The 25014-nt window shown below is 54.6% G+C and carries 24 protein-coding genes; 5 read left to right on the forward strand and 19 right to left on the reverse strand.

What is annotated here, in order from left to right; genetic code table 11:
• Positions 1-12 precede the first annotated feature (12 nt).
• The 7 genes from astD to rpe form a co-directional block, all read right to left on the reverse strand.
• Positions 13-1470, reverse strand: a complete 1458-nt coding sequence (gene astD / locus C9I98_RS12665) for a succinylglutamate-semialdehyde dehydrogenase (RefSeq protein WP_107272044.1) — start codon at positions 1468-1470, stop codon at positions 13-15.
• Between the two features lie 11 nt (positions 1471-1481).
• A complete protein-coding gene (gene astA, locus C9I98_RS12670) occupies positions 1482-2492 on the reverse strand; it encodes an arginine N-succinyltransferase (protein ID WP_036827490.1) in 1011 nt (336 codons plus the stop codon).
• 116 nt (positions 2493-2608) lie between these two features.
• On the reverse strand, positions 2609-3823 hold the full coding sequence (locus tag C9I98_RS12675) for an aspartate aminotransferase family protein (protein ID WP_107272045.1): 1215 nt from the start codon (positions 3821-3823) through the stop codon (positions 2609-2611).
• 402 nt (positions 3824-4225) lie between these two features.
• Positions 4226-4807, reverse strand: a complete 582-nt coding sequence (locus C9I98_RS12680; RefSeq protein WP_107272046.1) for an aminodeoxychorismate/anthranilate synthase component II — start codon at positions 4805-4807, stop codon at positions 4226-4228.
• Between the two features lie 123 nt (positions 4808-4930).
• Complete coding sequence (gene trpS / locus C9I98_RS12685; protein WP_036823220.1) at positions 4931-5947, reverse strand: tryptophan--tRNA ligase; 1017 nt, start codon at positions 5945-5947, stop codon at positions 4931-4933.
• An 88-nt stretch (positions 5948-6035) separates the two neighbouring features.
• On the reverse strand, positions 6036-6725 hold the full coding sequence (locus C9I98_RS12690) for a phosphoglycolate phosphatase (protein ID WP_036823217.1): 690 nt from the start codon (positions 6723-6725) through the stop codon (positions 6036-6038).
• On the reverse strand, positions 6725-7399 hold the full coding sequence (gene rpe / locus C9I98_RS12695) for a ribulose-phosphate 3-epimerase (RefSeq protein ID WP_036823214.1): 675 nt from the start codon (positions 7397-7399) through the stop codon (positions 6725-6727). The genes C9I98_RS12690 and rpe overlap by 1 nt, the downstream gene beginning before the upstream one ends.
• A 119-nt stretch (positions 7400-7518) precedes the next feature.
• On the opposite strand from rpe, the gene C9I98_RS12700 reads away from it, so the two are divergent.
• On the forward strand, positions 7519-7737 hold the full coding sequence (locus C9I98_RS12700) for a DUF2970 domain-containing protein (protein WP_036823210.1): 219 nt from the start codon (positions 7519-7521) through the stop codon (positions 7735-7737).
• 6 nt (positions 7738-7743) lie between these two features.
• Here C9I98_RS12700 and C9I98_RS12705 read toward each other — a convergent pair whose 3' ends face one another.
• The 10 genes from C9I98_RS12705 to pilM all read right to left on the reverse strand — a co-directional run bounded on the left by C9I98_RS12705 (position 7744) and on the right by pilM (position 16603).
• Positions 7744-8574, reverse strand: a complete 831-nt coding sequence (locus C9I98_RS12705; protein WP_036823208.1) for a Dam family site-specific DNA-(adenine-N6)-methyltransferase — start codon at positions 8572-8574, stop codon at positions 7744-7746.
• Between the two features lie 104 nt (positions 8575-8678).
• Positions 8679-10226 carry an AAA family ATPase gene (locus C9I98_RS12710; RefSeq protein WP_245907151.1) on the reverse strand — a complete coding sequence of 516 codons (1548 nt, stop codon included), beginning with the start codon at positions 10224-10226 and terminating at the stop codon, positions 8679-8681.
• Positions 10227-10258: 32 nt separating this feature from the next.
• Positions 10259-11341 carry a 3-dehydroquinate synthase gene (gene aroB, locus C9I98_RS12715; protein ID WP_036820688.1) on the reverse strand — a complete coding sequence of 361 codons (1083 nt, stop codon included), beginning with the start codon at positions 11339-11341 and terminating at the stop codon, positions 10259-10261.
• Positions 11342-11361: 20 nt separating this feature from the next.
• Positions 11362-11880, reverse strand: a complete 519-nt coding sequence (aroK, locus tag C9I98_RS12720; RefSeq protein WP_036820685.1) for a shikimate kinase AroK — start codon at positions 11878-11880, stop codon at positions 11362-11364.
• Between the two features lie 244 nt (positions 11881-12124).
• Positions 12125-13726 carry a type IV pilus secretin PilQ gene (locus C9I98_RS12725; RefSeq protein ID WP_420848086.1) on the reverse strand — a complete coding sequence of 534 codons (1602 nt, stop codon included), beginning with the start codon at positions 13724-13726 and terminating at the stop codon, positions 12125-12127.
• Positions 13723-13770 carry a hypothetical protein gene (locus tag C9I98_RS27125; RefSeq protein WP_425440727.1) on the reverse strand — a complete coding sequence of 16 codons (48 nt, stop codon included), beginning with the start codon at positions 13768-13770 and terminating at the stop codon, positions 13723-13725. Before C9I98_RS27125 ends, C9I98_RS12725 begins: the two co-directional genes overlap by 4 nt.
• A 107-nt stretch (positions 13771-13877) precedes the next feature.
• The gene (locus tag C9I98_RS12730; protein WP_036820683.1) at positions 13878-14411 is read right to left on the reverse strand and encodes a pilus assembly protein PilP; all 534 of its coding nucleotides are present in this window, start codon (positions 14409-14411) and stop codon (positions 13878-13880) included.
• On the reverse strand, positions 14408-15004 hold the full coding sequence (locus C9I98_RS12735; protein WP_036820681.1) for a type IV pilus inner membrane component PilO: 597 nt from the start codon (positions 15002-15004) through the stop codon (positions 14408-14410). The genes C9I98_RS12730 and C9I98_RS12735 overlap by 4 nt, the downstream gene beginning before the upstream one ends.
• Positions 14997-15596 carry a PilN domain-containing protein gene (locus tag C9I98_RS12740; protein ID WP_036820679.1) on the reverse strand — a complete coding sequence of 200 codons (600 nt, stop codon included), beginning with the start codon at positions 15594-15596 and terminating at the stop codon, positions 14997-14999. The genes C9I98_RS12735 and C9I98_RS12740 overlap by 8 nt, the downstream gene beginning before the upstream one ends.
• Positions 15593-16603: a type IV pilus biogenesis protein PilM gene (gene pilM / locus C9I98_RS12745; RefSeq protein WP_107272048.1), complete on the reverse strand. Its 1011-nt coding sequence runs from the start codon at positions 16601-16603 to the stop codon at positions 15593-15595. The genes C9I98_RS12740 and pilM overlap by 4 nt, the downstream gene beginning before the upstream one ends.
• A 147-nt stretch (positions 16604-16750) precedes the next feature.
• Between pilM and C9I98_RS12750 the strand changes: the two genes are divergently transcribed.
• The gene (locus tag C9I98_RS12750) at positions 16751-19297 is read left to right on the forward strand and encodes a penicillin-binding protein 1A (RefSeq protein WP_107272049.1); all 2547 of its coding nucleotides are present in this window, start codon (positions 16751-16753) and stop codon (positions 19295-19297) included.
• A gap of 81 nt (positions 19298-19378) precedes the next feature.
• Here C9I98_RS12750 and oxyR read toward each other — a convergent pair whose 3' ends face one another.
• Positions 19379-20284: a DNA-binding transcriptional regulator OxyR gene (gene oxyR, locus C9I98_RS12755; protein ID WP_107272050.1), complete on the reverse strand. Its 906-nt coding sequence runs from the start codon at positions 20282-20284 to the stop codon at positions 19379-19381.
• 164 nt (positions 20285-20448) lie between these two features.
• Here oxyR and C9I98_RS12760 point away from each other — a divergent pair, with 164 nt between their 5' ends.
• From C9I98_RS12760 to C9I98_RS12770, 3 genes are all read left to right on the forward strand, one after another.
• The gene (locus C9I98_RS12760) at positions 20449-21177 is read left to right on the forward strand and encodes a glutathione peroxidase (protein ID WP_036824220.1); all 729 of its coding nucleotides are present in this window, start codon (positions 20449-20451) and stop codon (positions 21175-21177) included.
• Positions 21178-21248: 71 nt separating this feature from the next.
• The gene (locus tag C9I98_RS12765) at positions 21249-22700 is read left to right on the forward strand and encodes a dihydrolipoyl dehydrogenase (protein WP_107272051.1); all 1452 of its coding nucleotides are present in this window, start codon (positions 21249-21251) and stop codon (positions 22698-22700) included.
• A 111-nt stretch (positions 22701-22811) separates the two neighbouring features.
• Entirely contained in the window at positions 22812-23066 is a 255-nt protein-coding gene (locus C9I98_RS12770) for a DUF3624 domain-containing protein (protein ID WP_036831323.1), read from the forward strand.
• Positions 23067-23125: 59 nt separating this feature from the next.
• On the opposite strand, the gene argH is transcribed toward C9I98_RS12770, so the two are convergent.
• The gene (gene argH, locus C9I98_RS12775; RefSeq protein WP_036831326.1) at positions 23126-25003 is read right to left on the reverse strand and encodes an argininosuccinate lyase; all 1878 of its coding nucleotides are present in this window, start codon (positions 25001-25003) and stop codon (positions 23126-23128) included.
• Positions 25004-25014: the final 11 nt, after the last annotated feature.

The following is a 25014-nucleotide window of genomic DNA, read 5'->3' on the forward strand; positions in this document are numbered from 1 at the left end:
TGTGTTCGTATACTATAGGCTCAGGCCCGGAGATAGCTGTGCCGGCAACTCGGTTTGCTCACCCTCCATCGATGCCATCGGGTAAGCACAGTAGTCAGCCGCATAATACGCGCTCGGGCGAAGGTTGCCGGAAGCACCCGGTCCGCCAAACGGCGCATCACCACTGGCGCCCGTGAGCTGGCGGTTGCGGTTAACGATCCCCGCTCGGATATTGTCGATGAAGTACTGCCACTCGCCGTCATCGGTCGATACCAAGCCTGCGGACAAGCCATAGCGGGTGTCATTCGCCAACTCGACCGCTTGGGCAAGATCATCGTAACGAACCACCTGCAGCAGCGGCCCGAAATACTCCTCATCCGGCAGCTCGGCAACCGCGCTAACCTCGATGATCCCCGGTGTCACTATCGCCCCCTGACCGCGAGTCGCCGCCAGCAAGGATTCGCCGCCCAGTGCAACCAGCTGCGCCTGCGCCGCCAAGATATTTTCCGCCGCCACATCGGAGATCTGCGGCCCCATAAACGGTGCCGGCTCATCAAACTGGCCACCAACCCGGATCTGCTTGGTCATGTCGACCAACCTTGCCAGCAAGCGATCGCCCACCTCACCTTTTGGCACATACAAACGGCGCGCACAGGTACAGCGTTGGCCGGCACTGATAAATGCCGATTGAATAATAGTGTAGACAGTGGCATCCAGCTCGCCATATTGCTCGGAGATCACCATCGGGTTGTTACCCCCCATCTCCAGCGCCAGCATCTTGCCCGGCTGGCCAGCAAACTGGCGGTGCAGGATATGCCCGGTGTTGGCACTGCCGGTAAACAACAAGCCATCAATGCCCTTGTCGCCTGCCAGCGCCTCGCCCGCCGCCCGCGCCCCCTGTACAAGGTTAATCACCCCATCAGGCAAGCCGGCTTGCTGCCACAGTTTCATCGTCACTTCGGCAACCTTAGGGGTTAGGTCCGAAGGCTTGAACACCACGGTATTTCCCGCCAACAATGCCGGCACAATATGACCGTTCGGCAGGTGTCCCGGGAAGTTATAAGGACCAAACACCGCCATCACCCCCAGTGGGCGGTGGCGCAACACGGCCTGACTTCCCGCCACTTCCTTCTGCTTGCCACCAGTACGCTCGTGGTAGGCACGCAATGAAATAGCAATTTTCCCCACCATAGCACCGGCCTCGGTGCGCGTTTCCCACAATGGCTTACCCGTTTCCTCGGCAATCACCATTGCGATATCTTCGCTATTGGCTTTCACCAAGTCGGCAAAGCGCTCAACGATAGCTTGTCGCTCGGCAAGGTCGGTATTGCGCCACAGGCCCAGTGCATGACGGGCACTGGCAACGGCTTGCTGTACTTGCCCAGCCGTGGCAGCGTTACCCTGCCAAATCACGTCACCGTTAAACGGGTTAAGCGACTGCATGGCCTCCCCCTCGCCTGGCAACCATTGTCCGGCAATCCATTGTGTCATTGTCGTTCTCCTTACTGGGTGATCAGGCGTACCTGATCACCATCTTGTACTTGCAGTGCTTTTGCCATTTCAGCCGAAATGACCGCGGCTTCGCCTTCGATACCCACGGTGCCAGCCACCGCACGGAAGTGCTCAAACGAAGTATTGCTAATGATGCACTCGCTCCCCTTGCCCGGTAAGCCGATTTCAACCCGGCACAGCTGCGAGTGTCGTACCGACTCAATGTTTCGGACATCGCACTCAACCGTCGGGCCGGCGTCAAAAATATCGACATAGCCCCGGCAGGTGAAGCCTTCCTTCTCCAGCAGGCGCAACGCTGGGCGGGTTTTCTCGTGTACCTCGCCGATCACCGCTTGGGCCTCTGGGCTCAGCAGGTTGACGTAGATCGGTAGCTTGGGCATCAGATCGGCAATAAAGCCTTTCTTGCCAATCCCGGTCAGGTAATCAGCAAGGGTGAAGTCAATCGAGAAGAAGTGCTGTTTCAGCCATTCCCAGAACGGTGAGTTACCGTTTTCATCCGACACCCCGCGCATTTCGGCTATCACGGTATTGTCAAACCGCTGCGGGTGCTCGGCCATCATCAAGAAGCGGCATTTGGACAACAGTCGGCCATTCGCCCCCTCCCGCCACTCAGGGCGAAGAAACAAGGTGCAAAGCTCACTGACACCGGTGTAGTCGTTGCCGAATGTCAGCACCTTCACCGCATTGTGGACATTCAGCCGGCGGGACGAGTGCACGACTGTGCTCAGGTGATAGGTGTAGAAGGGGTTATCAAGGCCGATTGCCGCCTCTATTGCTGTCGTCCCGGCAATTTCCCCGGTTTCGGTATCTTCGGCCACCATCAGGTAGCCTTCCGGCCCCGCCTTGGTCACAGCCTTGGCGAAGCTTTCCTCTGAATGCTTGATCCGGTTAAGCAAGATCTCGTCATTCACAGGCAAGGACGTAAAACCGTGCCCGGACTCTTCGGCACATTGCAATAGCGCCGGAAGATCAGCGGCAGTAATAGGACGTATAACCAGCATCGAATTCCCTCCTGATGCAGGATGCAGCCAACCACGCCGCATCCCTATTGATATGGTTCTGGCTAATGCCAGAAGCAGCCGTCAAGCTCCTGCCAACGGCTGCTCAAGTGGTAAGATTATTGATAAATTTTGGCAATCGCCCGCTCTAGGCGCGCCATGCCCTCGTCGATGTCTTCTTTGCTGATCACCAAAGACGGGGTAAAGCGCACAACATTGGCACCCGCGATCAGTACCATCAAGCCTTCTTCGCCGGCCGCGACCAGAATGTCACGCGCCCGGCCCTGCCACTCCTCGGTGAGGGCAGCCCCAAGCAACAAGCCCTTGCCGCGTACTTCGTCAAAAATAGGGTACTTGGCATTGATGGCCTGCAGCGCGTCGCGGAACCATTGCTCACGCTCTTTCACCCCGGCCAGCACCTGCGGCTTGCTCACCTCGCTGACCACGGCCTCGGCCACGGCACAAGCCAATGGGTTACCGCCATAGGTTGAACCATGGGTACCAATTTTAAGGTGGGTCGCCAGCTCGCTGGTGGTTAGCATCGCGCCAATTGGAAAACCGCCTCCCAGCGATTTCGCCGTGCTAAGAATGTCTGGTGTCACCCCCAGACCTTGGTAAGCATAGAAATCGCCGGTACGGCCATTACCTGTTTGTACTTCATCGAAGATCAGTAGGGCATTATGCTTGTCGCACAACTCCCGCACTCCCTGCACAAACTCGGCGGTCGGGGCAATGATACCGCCCTCGCCCTGCAGCGGCTCCATCATCACCGCACAGGTGCGATCGGACATGTGCTCTGCAAGGCTAGCAAGATCGTTATAGGCAAGGTGGGTAACATCACCCGGCTTTGGCCCGAAACCGTCAGAGTAGGCAGCTTGGCCGCCGACCGTCACCGTGAAGAAGGTACGGCCATGGAAGCCTTGCTTGAACGAAATGATTTCAGATTTTTCTGGACCGAACTTGTCTGCGGCATAGCGGCGGGCAAGTTTTAGCGCCGCTTCGTTGGCCTCGGCACCAGAGTTTGCAAAGAACACCTTGTCGGCGAAGCATTGCTCAGTTAACAATTTGGCAAGGCGCAGTGCCGGCTCATTGGTCATGACGTTACTCAAGTGCCATAGCTTGTCTGCCTGCTCCTTGAGCGCATCGACCATAACCGGATGACAGTGGCCCAGGCAGCTCACTGCGATACCGCCAGCAAAATCGACATACTCCCGGCCAGCTTGATCCCAAACTCGCGCACCTGCCCCTTTCACCGGGATCACTTCCATCGGCGAGTAGCAAGGCACCATGACCTCATCAAAAAGCTGGCGTTCTACGTTGAATTCCTTTGCCATTATCGTTTCCTTCTGCATTTATTGCCTTAAGCATAGTATTTACATTTTATTAACCAATTCCAATAGCAGAATATTTTTTATTGCCGCTGAAAATTGGGTTAACTCTCAATTCAATACATATTTATGCGCGTAAGAGGAAACTTTATTAAGCCCAAGATACGTAAAGGTGTTTTTCCTGTTAGGAAATAAAACTACGGGCAAGGAAAAAGCTGCATAATCTTTCCCCAACGCAAAAATGCCAACAAAGATGCAGAAATGTTAAAAAAGTGACTGCGATCGCGCCGATGAGACAAGAAAAAAGGAAAAAAAGTGGCAGGATACCGAACAAGGCGGGGATTGCCGCTAACAAAATTCAGGTATAGCGGCATATTTGCAGAATAAAATCCTGCGCAATGGAATTATCTATTGGCTGCGGCGAAGAAAGTTAGCCAAGAGCTGGTGTCCCTGCTCGGTCAAAATGCTCTCTGGGTGGAACTGCACGCCTTCAATCGGCAAGGTTTTATGGCGGATCCCCATGATTTCATCACGCATGCCGTCTTTTTCCGTCCAGGCGGTGACTTCAAAGCAATCCGGCAGGGTATCGGCCTTGACCACCAGCGAGTGGTAGCGGGTCACGGTCAGCGGGTTGTTCAAGCTGGCAAATACGCTGCTGTCGGTATGCACCACCGGGGAGGTTTTGCCGTGCATCACTTGACGGGCACGCACCACATCACCACCAAACACCTGGGCGATGGACTGGTGGCCCAGGCAAACCCCCAAGATTGGCAGCTTTCCGGCAAAGTGGCGAATGGCCTCAAGGGAGATCCCGGCTTCATTGGGGGTGCAAGGACCAGGCGAGATCACCAAGTGGGAAGGCGCCAATGCTTCTATACCCGCAATATCGATTTCGTCATTACGGACGACCTTCACCTCGACACCCAACTCGCAAAAGTACTGGTAAAGGTTGTAGGTAAACGAGTCGTAGTTATCGATCATCAACAGCATGGGTACAGCAGCTCCCTGAAAATTACAGCGGCCTATTTTGCTACAGGGCGAGAGAAAGGCAAGCTATCGCGAAAAAAAACCGGCCCAAGGCCGGTTTCTTTTCGTTACAAGCTGTCTTCGCGCTTATGGGCGAGCAACAAAACCTACCGCTTCGTAGGCTTTCTTCAGTGTTTCAGCAGCACGCGCAGAGGCTTTCTCGGCACCCGCTTTCATGATCGCATCCATGTAGGCACGGTCTTCGCGGATACGCTTGTATTCCGCCTGGATTGGCTCAAGCATGGTCACAATAGCCTCGCCCACGTCCTTCTTGAACGGGCCGTACATCTCAACGCCCTGGTATTGCGCTTCGATTTCAGCAAAGGTCTTGCCGGTTGCCGCCGAGTACAGGCCCATCAGGTTAGAGATACCCGCCTTGTTCTCGATATCATGGGCGATACGCGGTGGGGTTTCGGTATCGGTCTGCGCCTTGTTGATCTTCTTGATGATCGACTTAGGCTCTTCGAGCAAGGTGATCACGTTCTTGCGGTTGTCATCCGACTTCGACATCTTCTTGGTCGCGTCCTGCAGGCTCATTACCCGTGCATTCACTGTCGGGATGTATGGCTCTGGCACCTGGAAGATGGCTTCGCCGCCACCGTAGATGTTGTTGAAGCGGGTGGCAATATCGCGCGCCAGCTCCAAGTGTTGCTTCTGATCGCTACCAACCGGCACTTGGTGCGCACCGTACAGCAGGATATCGGCCGCCATCAGCACCGGGTAGCCGAACAGGCCAACGTTAACATCGTTAGCATGGCGCTGAGACTTGTCCTTGAACTGGGTCATACGGCTTAGCTCACCCATTTGGGTGTAGCAGTTCAGCAACCAACCCAGCTGCGCGTGCTCCGGCACGTGAGACTGGACAAACAGCGAGCTCTTCTTCGGATCAACACCCACAGCCAGGCAAATTGCCAGCGCATCCAGTGTGGCCTCGTGAAGCGCTTTCGGGTCCTGGCGAACAGTGATCGCGTGTAGGTCTACCACACAGTACTGGCAATCGTAGTCATCCTGCATCTGTTCCCACTGACGCAGCGCACCTAAATAGTTACCAATACTTAATTCGCCAGAAGGCTGCACGCCACTCAATACAATGGGTTTGGTCATGATGAGAATTTCCTATGTCACTCAAGTAAACAGCGGCCAAAAGCCGCTGAATGAAATTAAATTTGTCGCTAGCCCTTGGCTAACTGTACTAGCTATCTAGTTTAACTGTTTCTGCCAGTTGGCTAAAGTGATCCAGTACAATATCTGGCTCACTCGCGCTGATTGGCTGGCCGTAGTTATAGCCATAGGTTAGGCCAACAACATAACATGTCGCCGCTTTTGCCGCCAAGATATCATTACGCGAGTCGCCCACCATCAGCATTTCGCTGGCTGCCAGTTGATGCTTTTCCATCAGCCAGTGCAGCGCGTATGGATCCGGCTTTTTCAGCGGGAAGGTGTCGCCGCCAATTACATCGACAAAATAGTCAGCGATACCGTGCTGCTCAAGCAGGTGCGGCACAAACTGCGCGGGCTTGTTGGTCACGATTGCCATTGGGATCTTGGCCAAGTGGAATGCCGCCAAGGTGTCTTTCACCCCGTCGTACAAGGCGCTCTTCTGGTGGCCGCCTTCATCATAGAAGCGATCAAACAGTTGGCGTGCTTGCTTGTGCAGTTGCGGATCAAGCCCAGGATCGACATCAATGCTGCGGCTTAGGGCACGGCCAATCAAAATATCGGCACCGTTACCAATCCAAGTCGTCACCTGCTCCACCGTCACGCCCGGGCGACCAAGGGCTTGCATGGTTTTGTCTGCCGCTTCAGCCAAGTCGGGCACACTGTCGAGCAGTGTGCCGTCAAGGTCAAAAGCAATAAACTTAATGCCTTCGAACGCTTTCATTAACGCTCAACCTTCGCCAGTTCAGCACGCATTTCATCAATCACGGCTTTGTAGTCCGGCTGGCTGAAGATGGCCGAGCCAGCAACAAACATATCGGCACCCGCCTCGGCGATTTCACGGATATTATCCACTTTTACGCCACCGTCGATTTCCAGGCGGATCTGGCGGCCAGAAGCATCGATGCGCTTGCGCACTTCGCGCAGCTTGTCCATGGTATTCGAAATAAACGACTGGCCACCAAAACCAGGGTTTACCGACATCAGCAAAATCATGTCCACTTTGTCCATGATGTAATCAAGATAGTGCAGCGGCGTGGCCGGGTTAAAAACCACGCCCGCCTGACAACCATGCTCTTTGATCAGCTGCAAAGTACGGTCAAGGTGCTCGGTTGCCTCGGCGTGAACAGTGATCATCGTCGCGCCCGCTTTGGCAAAGTCAGGGATGATACGGTCAACAGGCTTAACCATTAGGTGAACATCAATCGGGGCTGTAATACCGTAGTCGCGCAGTGCCTTACACACTGGTGCGCCAAAAGTCAGGTTCGGTACATAGTGATTGTCCATCACGTCGAAATGCACAACATCAGCACCTGCAGCCAGTACTTTTTCAACATCTTCGCCCAAGCGAGCAAAGTCTGCAGATAGGATAGATGGAGCGATCAAAAAGTCCTTCATGTTCAGCCTCTATAGGGTACAAACGAAAACGTTATCGTTAATCGGCGCAATTCTACCCGATCCAATATCGGATGTCTTAGCTAAACTAAAAAACGGCACAATAACCTCAGGGAAGGCTGATGGGGAAGCAAGAGGCACCAAAAAACGACAGGCAAGGCACGGGGATCATCCAGGTATTGGCCAGTGTGGCAGCCGCCCTGTTCGGTGTGCAATCGGACAAGAACCGGCGGCACGATTTTAGCCAGCACACGGCCTGGCCCTTTATTATCGGCGGAATTGTACTTATTGCGGCGTTTGTGGCCTTGCTGATCGGGGTAAGCCACCTTGTTGCCGGCTAAAGGCGGTTATTCAACCTCAGCGCCAGGCTTGAACAGCGCCAGCAGCTCATCCACCTTGTTGCGGCCTCCGCCATTGCGGCTGATGGTGCGCTTGACCTTCACAACCGACAGATCGGCACCGTGGTACAAACGGCGTGTCAGCGTGGTGTCGTGGTTGGAAATCAGCACCGGGATATCGCGTTCGCGTGCCGCCTTCTCTGATACATCGGCCAATGCCGCCTGATCATCCAAGCTAAAGCCATTGCCAGCATAAGAGGTGAAGTTGGCGGTCGTTGAAAGCGGCGCATACGGCGGATCGCAATAAATCACACACCCTTTACGGGCACGGGAAAATGTCTGCTGGTACCCCTCGCACACAAACGTCGCGCGCTTGGCCTTTTCCGAGAAGTAGTACATTTCGGCTTCGGGGAAATACGGCTTTTTATAAGAGCCGAACGGCACATTGAAACCGCCCTTCTTGTTATAGCGGCACAGGCCATTAAAGCCATGGCGGTTCATGTACAGGAAATACAACGAACGCAGGTATGGATCTTGGGTGTTATTGAAGGCTTCGCGGATCTCCAAGTACGCCCCTTTTTGGTTGTACTCGGGGGTAAACAATGCCTTCGCATCCTTGATGTACTGCTCAGGCTGGTTCTTGAGGATATTGTACAGGTTGATCAGGTCCGGGTTGATATCGGCCAACAGGTACTGTTCGAAGTCGGTATTTAGGAACACGGAACCGGCACCCACAAAAGGCTCAACCAGTTTGCGTGCAGGCGGAAGGCGGCGTTCAATATCCTCGACCAGGGAATACTTGCCCCCGGCCCATTTAAGGAATGCACGATGCTTTTTCATTCAGCTAACCACCAATACCGACTTTGTTACGAAAGGTGGCGGATTGTACACCATTTCATACCGTCACTGATACCGCTAACCGGGAAATATCTCGGCCAATCGCGTTATTTCACCCGCTCGATTTCGGTATGGATCTGGCGATAGGATTTCACCCACGGCTGGAGTGCCTGAATACGCTGCGGTAATTGGGTCTCGGCACGGCGCGCCGCCACCACATTTGGGTAGTCGCCAGTGACGATAATGAACCACGGCACCCCGTTACGGCGGGTTTCATAGACACTCGCCAACGAATCAATGTCGTAGTCGTCAATAAACTTACTGGCCGCATCCAACGACTTCATCGCCGCCAGTTGCAAAGCGTAATGGTTGGCATCAACCGATGTCAGCGCCTCGCCAAGTACCGATGCCGGCACTGATGTTTGGGGAGCTGGTTGAACAGCGGTAGACGATGTTTGGCTTGGGGTTGTATCCGTGCTTGGTTCAGCATCGACAGTATTTGTTTCACCCCCAGCTTGGGGCTGTTCACTGGCCCCGCCTTCGGGCAACACCGGTTGCAGCGTATCGCGCATATCAACCACGGCCTCTTCGCCCGAGCCACCGAGATCTTGCTCGGAAATCATCGCGTCCACCACGTCCGACGGCACGACCACGCGCTGGTTGGTTTCGCTGCGCCCAACCGTCAGCCCCTCAATCGACACTTCCGGCGGCAAGTTATGGCTGTCATCTGCGCTGGTATCAACAGCACCAGCAGAAGCCGTCTCTTCCGGCTCGACGGGGCTAGCCTGCTCCTCTTCCGCCAGGTTGGAAGATAGATCCATGGTGCCTGTTACGTCGACTTCGGCCAAGGCCTCATCAAGCTGTGCTTGCCCGACCCCGCCCGCAACCTCATTGGTCGCCGATGGGTAGAGCCAGCCTACAATCGCCGCCACCGCGATCACCAACAGTACAGCCATCACCACCAATGGCGATGGTTTTCGAGAAGTTTGATTAGCCATATCCTGATGCTCTCCCTGCTCCAATTTGACCAGCTCCCCCGGTTTAGGGGCGACCTTGCTCGCTCTTTCTCGCAATAAACGCCGTCCCTGGGCGTCCAGCGGTTCTGCCGCAAACATTGTTTCGACAAAGGTTTGCACCTCTTGTTCCGCCAGCGGTGGAATTTCCACTTCAAGCGGCAACTGCCCCTGCCCATGGGAGGTTGACTCGAGGTACTTGTCCAACCGGCCGGTATGGCTAAACAGCAGCACATTCACCTGCCAGTCTGGCTCAGCCTGGCCTTTTTGCACCAAGGCCCATAGCTCGGCAATGATGGCTGGGCTTAATAGGTGGGCATCATCCACGACCAGTAATAGTTGGACTGGGTATTGGCCCAAAATCCGCTCGATACTTTGCAGCAGGGGATCATGCTCGTTGAAAACCGCATTCGGGGCGAGTTGCTGGAGTATGATTGCCCGGTGCTGGGCATCGCTTTGGCTTGGGTGGCACAGCATCAGCACCTGTTGGCTGGCATCAGCCCAGTTTTCAAGGTAGCGCTGCGCAAGCCACGTTTTACCCGCCCCCTCACCACCGGTGATTGGGATCAGGTTGGAGCTAAAACGGGTAAGGAATTGAATTCGGGAAAGGAGTTGGACCTGGGAATCCAGGTCCAAAGACATTACATGCATGCCACTGCTCATCGGGGCCTACATTACTTTTCAGCAATCACGCGCTGCAACACAGTTTCAGGCACGCCGGCAACCACTTCTGCTTGACCAATGCCTGTCGGCAAAATCAAGCGCAATTGGCCAGACAATACTTTCTTGTCGCGCATCATGTGCTTCATGTAACTGTCGAATGACATCCCCTCAGGCCCCTTAACCGGTAAGTTGGCCTTTTCCAGCAAGCGAATGATTCGCTCGACATCGGCGGATGACATTAGGCCCTGGTACTGAGCCGTCAGTGCAGCCTGTACCGTGCCAGCAGCCACTGCCTCACCGTGCAACCAGTTGCCATAACCCATTTCCGCTTCGATAGCGTGGCCAAAGGTATGGCCAAGGTTTAGCAATGCCCTAACACCCGATTCTTTTTCATCGGCCGCCACGACATCGGCTTTGATTTGACAGCAGCGAGCAATCGCATAGCTCAGGGCATCGTTATCCAACGCCTGCAGCTTCTCGATATTGTCTTCAAGCCAGCTGAAGAACTCCGCATCGGCAATAATGCCGTACTTAATCACTTCAGCCATCCCAGCCGCGAACTCGCGGGCCGGTAGCGTATTCAGGCAGTGGTTATCAATAATCACTGCTTTTGGCTGGTAGAAGGCACCAACCATGTTTTTGCCCAGCGGGTGGTTTACAGCCGTTTTGCCCCCTACCGACGAGTCAACTTGCGATAGCAAGGTGGTCGGTACCTGAACAAAATCCACCCCGCGCTGGTAACACGCCGCCGCAAACCCGACCACGTCGCCAATCACGCCGCCGCCAAGGGCAACAATCACCACGTCGCGGGCATAGTTGCCTTCTAGCAAGAAGGTCATGATTTGGTTAAACGTATCAAGGGTTTTGTATTGCTCGCCGTCAGGCAAGGAAAGGAGTGCGACTTCGCAGGATAGTGAACGGATAGTCCCGATGACCTTATCGGCATACAACGGGGCTACCGTTTCATTACTGACCACAACAACGCGTCGCCCTGCTGGGATCGCAGAGGAAAATAACGCCGGGTTATCAAATAACTCGGCGCCGATTGAAATTGGGTAACTTCTGTCACCGAGGTTGACGTTGATCCGTTCCATGGCCAGCTCTCTGTATCTAATTAACGCTCTTCAAGCATCTTGATGATTTGGTTTGCAACTACCTTCGCGCTCTGGTCATCAGTGCGTACCACGTAGTCAGAAACTTCTTCATACAATGGATTACGCTCTTCTGCAAGAGAAACCAACACATCGCGAGGCGTATCAGTTTGCAGCAGAGGACGCTTTTTATCGCGCTGCGTACGTGCAAGCTGCTTCTCGATAGTCGTCTCAAGGTATACAACGATACCGCGAGCAGACAGGCGGTTGCGGTTGTCTTTGCTCTTCACAGAGCCACCACCAGTTGCCAATACGATACCTTGCTTCTGAGTCAGATCATCAATCACGTTCTCTTCGCGAACGCGGAAGCCTGCTTCACCCTCAACATCAAAAACCCAGCTGATGTCTGCGCCTGTGCGATCTTCGATTACTGAGTCAGAATCAAAGAACTCCATGTGCAGCTGCTGTGCAAGGTGTCTACCGATAGTACTTTTGCCGGCACCCATTGGGCCGACCAGGAAAATATTTCGTTTTTCAGCCATTTTTAGCAATTTTACGCGCGGTTAATAAAACGACACCGCCCGCAGGCTTTCTCTATGAATAAGCCCGAGGCGCCAACTTCCTCACTTTTAATTCGTGATAAGACCGAAAATTATCTCAGGTCTAGACGGCCTTTGGCAATAGTTAGAGCCGTTATTTATTCCAGCCCCGCTAAGCTCCTAGCTATCAATAGTAAGCTTTTATCAGAATTTTGCCGCGATTATCGTTGAAAAGAAGCAATTTAGGCTATTGATAGACGATCTTTGGGGTGACGAAAATCAATAGTTCCCGCTTGGCAAGCTCTTCCAGTTTATGGCGGAAAAGTGCGCCAAGCACGGGTAAATCCCCGAGTAAGGGCACTTTACGCACCGAGTTATTCAGGGCGTGCTGGTATATGCCGCCAAGCACAACCGTTTCGCCATTTTCGACCAGCACCTGGGTACCGATGCGCTGGGTATCGATCGCCACCGCTTCGCCCGTGCCGGTATTCACGACCGAACCCGGTTTGTCTTGGGTTACCACCAAGTCCAATACCAATTTCCCGTCGGGGGTGATTTGCGGTGTGACCATCAAGCTCAGCACCGCTTTTTTGAAGCCCACCGACACCGCCCCGCTCGATGATGCCTCCAGGTATGGGATTTCTGTCCCCTGCTCAATATAGGCCATCTTCTTGTTGGTGGTCATCAAGCGCGGGCTCGAGATAATTTCGGCTTTGTTTTCCGATTGCAAGGCAGACAGTTCTAGATCCAGCAAGACATCGCCAATTTTCGCCACTTGGAATGCTATGCTCGATGCCCCGGCCTTGGTCGCGGCAAGGTTCACATTGAGAAAATCGTCAACGGTGGCCTCATCTTCCAGCAAGCCAATCGAATTGAGGTTACTTTCGATAGAGCCGCCAACCGTATTGTTACCGTTTGTCGACAAGATCCCCCAGCGAACGCCTAGCTCATCGACATCCCCTTCGTTGACCGTGACAATCCGCGCCTCGATCTGCACTTGCTTCACGGGCACATCCAACGCGGCGACAATATCGCGAATATTGGTCAAGCTATCGGGGATATCATTGATGATCAGGGAATTGGTACGCGCATCGATGTGCAACGAGCCGCGCGCAGACAACATGCTCTCCCCATCTTCTTCGCCAAGCAGCAAATCCCCTAGATCGGTCGCCTTGGCATAGCTGATCTGGATGATCTCAGAGCGCAATGAGGCAAGCTCTTCTTCTTTGCGCTTAGCCGCCAACTGCTGCTGCTCACCCTGGGCCAACTCGTCTTTGGGCGCAACCAGCACCACCGAGCCTTGCTCGCGCTTATCAAGCCCCTTGGCTTTGAGGATAATATCGAGCACTTGTTGCCACGGCACGTCGTCAAGTCGCAATGTCAAGTTGCCCTGCACCGAGTCGGACACCACCAGGTTAAAGTCGTTGTACTCAGCGATAAGCTGAAGCACATTGCGGACAGGAACATCTTGAAAATTTATCGAGATAGGCTTGCCATCATAGGTGATCTGGGTTGGGACGTCGGCGGCTGCCAGGGCGGCCTCTACAACGGCAATCGAGACCTCGACGGCACGCCCCTCGCTGCTGTAGTCATAGCGAAATGTACCGCTCATCGTCACCACCAGCCTCACACCGCGCTCGGTCCTGAATGTTTCGACGGTACTGACCTGGGTACCGAAATCCGCAACATCGAGCAAATAGACCATTTCGTCGCGGATAGTAGTGTCATGGATATCGATATAGAGTTGCTTGCCCGATTGGCGCATATCCACCAATGATCGCGCCTGGGCCAGCTCGATGAGCAGCAGGCCTTCAGATTGCGCCGTCCGCTGAAAATCAATCTTGGTCACCTGGTTTTCCGCCGCCTGCGCCCCCCACACAGAGCCAAAGGCAAGAAGGCAAACCAACCCCGCCACCTTTGCCACGCAATTCCTACACCCCAACCAACTAACTAGCCCCAAAGCCGTCCTTGCCATCATCATCCGTCTCAATTTATATGCCTTATACGTCGCTATCATGCTTGACCAGGGCCAGGGAGCTCGCTCTTTTAATCCAGCACCCCTCGCCATCAGGCAATACTTCTTCAATCTCTACGGCCTTCCGGCCGACCTGCTTAATCCTGCCTTGGTTTAACCCTATGTAGTGCCCTTCCCTCACTTTGGCCAACTTGCCTTCCGGGGTGTAAATCAACGCCCATAGCTGCTCGGCATCCCCTATCACCCCTCGCATGCTTAGCTGGGCCAACGGGTAGCGCTCCAGCGGCGCGCGTTGCGATCGCACCGTCGGCTGCCAACAAGCCAATTTTTGTCCACCCAGTACCTCCCCGGGCTCCGGGTAGGGCTGCATAAAAGGCGAGCGGGTACTGGTCATCACAAACGATTCGGCAACGAAGGTCGGCTGCTCCTCCAAGGGCTCGACACTCGCATGCGCCTGTTGATGGGAGTGGCTAATAAACTGGGCCACCGAGTCGTCATTGGCCTTGCACCCCATCAAGCCGACCAGCCACAAGCCGGCAACCCAAATGCGTCGCTTCATCCTTGCTCCTTGACCGGCGCCTTAAACCGATATGTTGTCGCCGATACCCTGAGCGTGAGTTGGCCTTTCACTTCGGTGCCCTGGGGCTTTTTCAACTCGATATCTTTTAAGGTGACAATCCGAGACAACTTGGCAATATCCTCAACAAACAAACCGATATCTTCATATTCCCCAGTCAAAACAATGCTGATCGGCAGTTCAAAGTACAACCCGTGCTCCACCCTCGACGCCCACTCAATACGTTGAAACTCAAGCCCATTGCGCACACCGATATCGTTGACGCTGCTCAGTAGGCTGGCTAGCTCCTCTTCCTCGGGCAATTGGCGGACAACAAACTGGTAGCGGTCTTCCAAGATTTCAATTTGCTGCCTCACCTTGGGCAAGGCCGCGACCTGGTTAGCCCGACGTACCAACTGCTGCCGCAAATCAGCCTCGGTCAATTTCACCCGGGCCAGCTCATCCTGCATCGGGGTGATCCAATACCAGTATCCGGCCACGGCAAGGACGGCTGCCAATAAAGCGGCCACCACACACTGGGCCGCAAAGGGCCACTCCATCATTTCATCGAGCTCGAGCTCATGCCAATCAGTCACCGGGGAGCTCCTTCTTGCCTTGCTTTATCGCCAGCAACGCCTCTTGGGGTGTTCGCAGCACGAATGACGCTTTGAATTGGGTCTTTTCACGCTCTTGCTCCCCCTTCTCTAGCACGATGGAATGCATATTCACCTGGCTCAGCCACTCTGATGATTCAGCGTTCGATAACAGCGTGGCCAAGCGGCCGTTCGAGTCGCCGACGCCCTCGACCTTGGTATGGCTGCCAGTCATCACCAGTGATTTAAGGTACACCCCTTGGGGCACAACACTGGGTAATAGGCTCATCAGGCGGGTGATATGGTTACGCCCTTTTTGAATATCGGTGATCACCGCCAAGCGCTGGCTAAGTGCATCACGCTGCCTGTCCATCTCGGGCAGCAGCGACAACTGCTGCTCGAGCAACCTGATCTCATTCGACAATTGGCTATTGCGCTCATGTTGGATCTGTTGCTGCTGGCCAAGAAAACCCGAGGCAAGCCATAACCCAAAAGCGACCATGCCTGCCACGCCAGCCAGTAAGGCAGTAAAACGTTGCCGGTGTTGGCGCCGCCTTTCTTCACGCCAAGGAAGCAGGTTGAGTTTGGCTATCATGCCGCCGTCCCTCGAACAGCCAATCCCGCGGCCACAGCATATTGCCCGAGCATCCCCTGCTCCAGCGCCGCATCAATTTTCTGGCTGCGCTCAAATACCGCCAATGGGTGTAGCCCTTTCACGCTGATCCCGAGCATCCGCTGCAACACTTGGTGCACAACAAATTGCTGGCCGCCGCCGCTCAGCCAAACCCCTTGCAATGTCGCCCGGGGGTGGGTCGAGTTATACAGTTGGAATTGACGCCTGAGGTTATCGGCCAGCAACTTGGTAAAGCGCTCCCTCGCCTCTAGGTTTGCCGTATCCGTTGAACCTGCAAGATCCATCTGGGTGGATGGCTTTTCGAATGATTCCGCGCCGAAGGCAAGCTCCCGGTGGTATGCCGCACTATTGGCAGGGTTGACGCAAAATGCGGTTCGGCATTGGCCGACATCGACCACCCCCCACTGGCCATCGGTCTCGTGGCTTTGGGCGGTGACCGATTCAAGCCAGAGCAAGGCATGGGTTTGCAGTTCCACCACCTGTGGTTTCAACCCGGCCTTGCGCAATACCGCCACCCGGTTTTCAACCGTTTCCCTGCGGGCGGCAAACACTTGGTAGGGCAAGGTGGGTGCCGGCTCGGCAAACGAGTCGGTCGCGAGCGGGAAAAAATCGGTACTTAGCTCTTCAACGGGGAACGGCGACGAAGCACTGAGGGCCTGCTCAACCGCAAACACCGCCTCGTCTTCGCTCAAGCTGGTGTCGAGCTGAATCACCTTGCTGATCACCGCGCTATCGGGCAGCGCAAGCACGGCATTGCGGGCCCCGAAAGGCAGGCTCTTTTTTAATTTACGTACAGCTGACAACAAGGAAGGGGCATTTACGCTATGCTGCTCGTTAAGTACCGGAGTCGTTAAGATGACCTCGGCGAAAGCCACTAGTTCTAGATCGGTTTTCTTCTGTCTTAACACCACCGCCTTGACACTGTGGTGGCCAATATCAATCCCAATAGTTAGTGGGTTCCGAAACATACCGTGCTATGCTCCCTAGTAAGCGGAAAAGCAAAATGTTTTGAAAAACAAACACCGCGTTATGGCGTTAATTTTACTGAAGTTATCTTTATACTATCGGTAGATGGATATTAAACGCGCGAATGTTGGTGTAACGGGAATTCTCAAGTGAAGTTCATAAAGCGATTACTCATACTTGCATTGATTTGCATAATTCTTGGAGTCAGTACAATCTTTGGTTTCTACCTCTATGTGAAGCCAGAGCTGCCGGATGTTGCAACATTGAAAAATGTTGAATTACAGACACCTATGCAGGTATTCAGTGCTGATGGCAAACTGATCTCCCAATTCGGAGAGAAGCGCCGGATCCCGTTGACCCTTGATGAAATCCCGCCGCAAATGGTCAATGCCGTTATCGCAACCGAAGATAGCCGCTACTATGATCACCCGGGTATCGACCCTATCGGTATTGCCCGTGCCGCTTTCGTGGTGGCAACATCGGGGAGCGCCAAGCAGGGTGCGAGTACCATCACCCAGCAGCTCGCCCGTAACTTTTTCTTGACCAACGAGAAGAAGATCATGCGAAAAATCAAAGAGATTTTTATCGCTATCCATATCGAGCAACTGCTGACCAAGGATGAAATCCTTGAGCTTTACCTCAACAAAATCTATTTGGGCTACCGCTCCTACGGTGTCGGTGCCGCGGCACAAGTTTATTTCGGTAAGGAGGTCAATGATCTGACACTGAGTGAACTCGCCACGATCGCCGGCCTGCCGAAGGCACCGTCAACCATGAACCCGATTTACTCGGTTGATCGCGCAACCTCGCGACGCAACGTAGTACTTGGCCGTATGCTGTCTGAAGGCTACATTACCCAAGCCGAGTTCGACCAAGCCCGCTCCGAACCGATTGTTGCCCGCTACCACAGTGCCGAAATTGAGCTAAACGCGCCGTATTTTGCCGAGCGTGCCCGTGCATGGATGGTCGAGCGCTACGGCGAAGATGCCTATACCTCGGGCATGCGTATTTACACCACGGTTGATCCAAAGCTCCAGCGAGCAGCCCAGCAAGCCGCTATCGACAACCTGCTCGGCTATGATCAGCGCCACGGCTTCCGCGGCGAAGTTGCTACCCTGTGGCAACCAGGCCAGGCGGCATGGAGCAATGAGCAAATCGACGACCACCTAGCCAAGCAGCCAACCTATGGCCAGCTGATCCCGGCGGTGGTGGTTGGTGTCGAAGGCAAAACCGCCTCTGTTGTCACCAAAGCCGGTGAGCAACAAACCCTAGAATGGGATGGCATGAAGTGGGCAAGGAAGTTCATCACCGACACCCGCCAGGGCCCGGCACCAAAGAACGCCAGCGATATCTTGGCGGCCGGCCAGCAAATCTGGGTACAGCTCAGGGGTGAGAACTGGGTGCTAAGCCAAGTGCCCGATGCCAACACCGCGCTTGTTGCGGTTTCACCACAGAACGGTGCGGTGAAAGCAATGGTGGGCGGCTTTAACTTTGTTCACAGCAAATTCAACCGTGCGACCCAATCGGTCCGCCAGGTTGGCTCGGCTATCAAGCCGTTTATCTACTCTGCCGCTCTTGATAACGGCATGACCTTGGCATCGCTGGTGAACGATGCCCCAATCAACCGCTGGGACCAGAGCATGGGCACCGCATGGCGCCCTAAGAACTCGCCACCAACCTACAACGGCCCTACCCGCCTGCGTATTGGCCTGGCCCAGTCAAAGAACGTGATGGCCGTGCGTGTACTGCAGAATGTTGGCCTGGATGAGACTATCGACTTCCTGACCCGCTTTGGCTTCAAGAAGAAGGACTTGCCGCGCGCTGAGCCTTTGGCGCTGGGTGCGGGCAGCCTGACACCGCTTGAAGTGGCGCAAGGTTTCGCGGTCTTCGCCAATGGCGGCTACTATGTCGACCCGTACTTCATCGAGCGCGTCGAAGACCCATATGGCAACCTGATTTACCAAGCCAACCCAGACATTGTGTGCAACAGCGAATGCCAGCGCGAGCAACAGCAAGCGGGCAATGTGGTCGCCAGCACTAGCCCGGTATTAAACGACATCGCCATCAGCGAGCAACAGCTAAGTACCTCAGGCAGCAGCCAGGAAAAAGATCAGCAAGCTGTGCAGTATGCACCGCAGGTGATCTCCGAGCAGAACGCTTTCTTGGTGCGTGAAATGCTGGAAAGCAATATCTGGGGCGGCGGTGACTGGCGTAACGGTACCGGCTGGAACGGTACGGGTTGGCGAGGCCAGGTGCTAAAACGCCGTGATGTCGGCGGCAAGACCGGTACCACCAATGACTCGAAAGATACTTGGTATTCAGGCTTCGGCCCGGGTATTGTTGCCACCTCGTGGGTTGGCTTCGATGATCACAGCCGCAACCTCGGCCGGGTGTCTTGGAACAACAACCTCGACAAGAACCAAATTTCGGGTGCTGAGGCCGGCGCTAAAACTGCCCAGCCAGCATGGGTCAGCTTCATGAAAACGGCGCTTGAGGATGTGCCTGTCCAGCGCAAGCAATTGCCGGATGACATCGTCAAGGTTCGCATCGACCGTGATTCGGGCAAGCTGAGCAGCCGCAACGACTTCACCTCAATGTTCGAGTACTTCGAGAAGGGTACCGAGCCGACGGAGGTGGTCAGCGATCGCGCCGAAGATCAGATCTTCTCGGGGGACAGCTCAGACGAGCTATTCTAGCCAAGCACCAAAACGACAAAGAGCACCGCAAGGTGCTCTTTTTGTATCAGTTGTATCAGTTGTATCAGTTGTATCAGTCGCTTAATCGTCTGCCGGCAACTTGGTCGCAATATGCTGCTGGATCAGCTCCGCCAGTTTCTCATAGCGCGCCTTGAGCGGCGATCCCGGGCGGTAGGCCAAGGTGATAAGGCGGGTTGGCACTGGGTTTTCTGCCGTTATGTAACAAACCCCGTCGCGCTGGCGCTCCTTGGGGATAGCCAGCTGCGGGAGCAAGGTGATCCCGCTTCCCGCCGCGACCATATTGCGCAAGGTTTCGAGGCTGGTTGCCTTGAAGCTGCCATCCTCGGTCGCGCCAGCGGCAAAACAGAACCCCATCGCCTGATCCCGCAAGCAGTGGCCGTCGCCCAACATCAAGACGGTTTCGCCGCTCAGCCCCACCATGTCAAAGCAATCAAGCGATGACCAAGGGTGGTCTTCCGGCACGGCCAGCACCATAGGTTCATGGTAAAGCGGTAGCTCAATAAAAGGTTCCGTCTCTTCGACGGCTGCCAAGATGATGCAATCAAGCTTGCCTTCTTCCAACTGCTTCACCAGTTGATGGGTTTGCGCCTCATGCAGGAAAAGCTCAAGTTCAGGGAAATTGGCTTTGATCTGAGGAATTATATGCGGCAGCAGGTAGGGCCCAACGGTGGGGATGAAACCGATATGCAAAGGCCCGGACATGCTCTCGCCCTGCTGGCTCGCCAACTCGGTCAATACTTTCACTTCCAACAATACTTTTTGCGCCTGCGCGACTAAGCTCAAACCGGCATCGGTAAAAAGTACCTTGCGGCTGGTTCGCTCGAGCAATGCAACACCCAACTCATCTTCCAGTTTGCGGATTTGGCCGCTCAGGGTCGGTTGGCTGACAAAGCACGCCTCGGCTGCCTTGCGAAAATGCTTATGCTCGGACAGGGCGACCAGGTATTCAAGATCACGGATATTCATCGCTAACCACTTTGATAGAAATAAACTATCAAAACCATAGCAGCAAACGATTAGAACTATCAAGCCAGAAATCACATAATCATCACATCAACAGGGAGCAACGAGAGATACACTCCGGTTGTAACAAAAAAACCATTAAGCATTTAAAGTTAAAGGAAAAGATTATGTTTGCATCTAAAGAAGGCCAAGCAATCCCTCAGGTAACCTTCCACACTCGCCAAGGCGATCAGTGGGTCGACGTGACAACCAACGAGCTATTCGACAACAAGACCGTTATCGTATTCAGCCTACCGGGCGCGTTTACCCCGACTTGTTCTTCTAGCCACCTACCACGCTACAACGAGCTGGCGCCTATCTTTGCCGAGCACGGTGTCGACGACATCCTATGTGTATCGGTCAACGATACCTTTGTAATGAACGCTTGGAAGGCTGATCAGGAAGCTGAAAACATCACCTTCATCCCAGATGGCAACGGCGAGTTTTCCAAAGGCATGGGCATGCTGGTTGATAAAGAAGAGCTTGGTTTCGGTCCTCGTTCATGGCGTTACAGCATGCTGGTTAAAAACGGCGTGGTAGAGAAGATGTTCATCGAAAACGAAGAGCCGGGCGACCCGTTCAAGGTTTCTGATGCCGACACCATGCTGAAATACATTGCCCCTAGCCACCAGCTGCAGGAGTCAATCACTGTATTTACCAAGCCAGGCTGTCCTTTCTGTGCCAAAGCAAAGCAAAACCTTATCGACAAAGGTTTGCAATATGAAGAAGTGGTACTGGGTAAAGACGCAACAACCGTTAGCCTACGCGCAATCTCTGGCCGCAGCACGGTACCTCAAGTATTCATCGGTGGTAAGCACATCGGTGGCAGCGAAGAGCTAGAAGCTTACCTAGGCTAAGCCCCAGCCATAACAATAATACGGCCCGGTGTTGCACTGGGCCAACAAGCAAGACTTTGTGGAGAAAGCAGATGAAAACGTTGAATGTTGATGTGGCCGTGATCGGTGGTGGTACGGCTGGACTGGGTGCTTACCGCGCAGCAAGGGCGCACACAGATAGCGTAGCAATGATTGAGGGCGGCCCATACGGCACCACATGCGCACGGGTTGGTTGCATGCCATCAAAGCTACTGATCGCCGCAGCAGAAAGCGTTCATCAAATTGAAAAAGCACCTGCTTTCGGTGTCCACCCACAAGGCGAGATCGTGATTAACGGCCGCGAGGTGATGGACCGCGTCAAGCGCGAGCGCGACCGTTTTGTTGGCTTCGTATTGGAAGGCGTTGATGAGATCCCGGCCGAAGACAAAATTACTGGCTATGCAAAGTTCGTTGACGACAACACACTGACCGTTGATAACCACACCCAGATTAATGCCAAGCGCATTGTGATCGCCACGGGCTCTCGCCCGGCCTACCCGGCGGTATGGAACGAGCTAGGCGACCGCCTGATCATCAATGATGATGTCTTTGATTGGGACGATTTACCCAATTCGGTCGCGGTATTTGGCCCAGGCGTGATTGGCCTTGAGCTCGGACAAGCACTGAAGCGCCTTGGTGTCGACGTGGTCATGTTCGGCTTGGGTGGCCAAGTAGGCCCGCTAACCGATCCAGCAGTGATGGCCTATGCCGATAAAGCCTTCAACGAAGAGTTCTACCTCGATGCCGATGTTAAGGTAGAAAGCATGAAGCGCGCAGGCGACAGTGTCGAAATCCAATACCTTGATAAGTCAGGCGAGTTACAAACCATCAATGTCGATTACGTGCTGGCCGCCACGGGCCGCCGCCCGAATGTCGACAAACTGGCCATAGAAAATACCCAAATGGAGCTGGATCAACGCGGCGTACCCGTTGCAGACCACTTCACGCTGCAAACCTCGGTGGAATCCATTTTCATTGCCGGTGATGCCAGCAACCAGTTACCTTTATTGCACGAGGCAGCCGACCAAGGCCGAATTGCCGGCGATAACGCAGGCCGCTTCCCCGACATCCGTGCCGGCCTGCGCCGTTCGAAAATTTCTGCGGTATTCTCAGATCCGCAAATCGCAATGGTCGGTGAAAGCCACAAGGAAATCACCGAACGCCTAGGCAACTGCGGCTGCTTTGAAACCGGCATCGTTTCATTCGAGAACCAAGGCCGCTCGCGGGTGATGCTGCGCAACAAGGGTGTCCTGCATGTCTATGGCGAGCATGGTACCGGCCGCTTCCTTGGTGCCGAGATGATGGGCCCGAATGCCGAGCACCTCGCCCACCTATTGGCATGGGCACACCAAAACAAGATGACCGTGGCCGAAATGCTAGATATGCCTTTCTACCACCCGGTCATTGAGGAAGGCGTTCGTACCGCGCTGCGAGATCTGAACGCCAAGCTCCACCTCGGCCCAGAGATGATCAAGCATTGCTTGGACTGCGGCCCAGGCTGCTAACCGAATATCCTACTTTCCTTGCACTACCGACCCGCCCTCCCTGTGAGGGCGTTTTTCTTTTTACGCCCAGCCTGCTAACCTTGCCCAACCACCACCAGACAAGTCAACGCCATGGCCCATTGCCGTCACTGCACCTCAAGCCGGATCAAACAGAAGCTCGGCCGCTGCCGCCGCTGCGTTTTGCAGCTATTGCTGCTGGCACCGCTAAGCTGGCTGGTATGGTGGTATTTTTATCTTGCCACGCCCACATCGGTTGAATCCCTAACCCTGCTGTTTGCCGCTTCGGGCTTTACCGCCCTATTGGCCTTGCATGGTATTGCTGCACTGGCTATCCGCCACGCCAGAAAGCAAAAACCCGACGCTTAGCGCCGGGCTTTGATACAAAATACCCCTGATCTAGGCATGCTTGCCGTTAAACGACCAGGCTATGCCACATTCACGGTTGGGATCACTTGCTCTTGATCCAAGCGTACTTCCAGCGCAACCTCATCACAAGCGTGCTGGCGAGGACAGCGGTCACAGTCTTTCATCACCTTCTCAGGCAACAGCGACTTCGACGTTGGGATAAAGCCCTGCTTCATGAAGAACTCAGGCACACGGGTCAGCACAAAGACCTTCTTGATAGCCATTTGATCGGCTTTCTCAATCAGGTGCTCGACAATCGCCTTGCCCTGCCCCTGTTGCTGCCAACCGGCCTCAACACCCAAGGAGCGGATTTCGGCCAAGCCGGAGTCATAAACATACAAGGACGCACACCCCGTTACCGTACCATGGTGCTCGGCTACGGCGAACGAGCCAATATCACGTACCAGTTCATTACGCAGCCTTGGCAGGTTCTCGCCAAGCCCCGCCCAATAGGCGACCATGCCCTCGATAGCATCGAGATCGGTCAGGCGCGCCCCGCGAACTTTGACCCCTGGCGAGTAACGCTTCTCTAGGCGCTTCTCGGCCTGGCTGATCGCAAAGTCGACCTGGTTCGGTGCCACACCACCAAGTGCACAACGCTTCTCCAAGCAAGACTCAATCGTCAGGATAGGATATACATCGTTGTCTATCACCTCGGAGAAGCCCTTCATTTCTTCCAGCGACAACTCTTCCAGTGCGCAGCCCTTGGCAATGGCCGCCACTACCGCAACCCCGACAATATGGTGCGCTTCACGGAACGGGATCCCCTTCGCCACCAAGTAATCGGCTAGCTCTGTCGCATTCGAGTAACCCTGCATCGCCGCTTCCAGCGTACGCTCTTTGTTCACTTTGATACCATCGAAGCACAACGCGGCCATTTCCATGCATTCATGCCAGCTATCAAGGGCATCGAACAAGCCTTCCTTGTCTTCTTGCATATCCTTGTTGTAGGCCAGCGGCAGTGCCTTCACCGTCATCATCATACCGGTCATGGCGCCGTATACCCGGCCGCACTTACCACGGATCAGCTCAAGCGCATCCGGGTTTTTCTTCTGCGGCATCAGTGACGAGCCGGATGTCACGGTATCGGCCAACTCGATAAAGTTAGACTCGCCGGAGTTGTAGAAGATCAAATCTTCGGCCATGCGCGACAGATGAAGCATCGAAATCGACGCCGTGGATAGCAGCTCCATCACATGGTCACGATCCGAAACCGAGTCCAGGCTGTTACGGGTTGCGCGTTGGAAGCCCAGGCTATGGGCCAGCACTTCACGGTCAATCGGGTAAGCTGTCCCCGCAAGGGCGCCCGAGCCCAGCGGACAGGTATCCAACCGATCCATCGCATCTTGCAAGCGCGAGTAGTCACGCTCGAACATTTCAACATAGGCCAAACACCAATGGGCAAAGGTAACCGGCTGGGCACGCTGAAGGTGGGTGTAACCCGGCAATACCGTACCTTGGTGATCACGGGCAACCGAGACCAGCTGGTTCTGAAGCTGATCAAGCATCAACAGCAGCTGCTGGCCTTGCTGGCGGCACCATAGCTTGAGGTCGGTGGCAACCTGGTCGTTACGCGAACGGCCGGTATGAAGCTTCTTGCCCAAGTCACCGACCTTGGCAATCAACTGCTGCTCAACCCAACTATGGATATCTTCGGCATCCGAGCGCAGGATCTGCTCCGGATCTTCCATTACCGCCAACTTAAGCTCGTTAAGTGCCAGCTCCAACTTCTGCTGCTCTTCATCGGTCAGGACATTCACCTGACGCAATGCCTTCGACCAAGCAATCGAGCCCACGATATCTTGCTCCGCCAAACGGTAGTCAAAACGCAATGAATCGTTGAACTGCTTAAACCGTGTGTCAGCTGCCTGACTGAACCGTCCGCCCCAGAGTGCCATGGTACTTCTCC

The sequence above is a fragment of the Photobacterium sanctipauli genome (assembly GCF_003026495.1).
Lineage (GTDB): Bacteria > Pseudomonadota > Gammaproteobacteria > Enterobacterales > Vibrionaceae > Photobacterium > Photobacterium sanctipauli.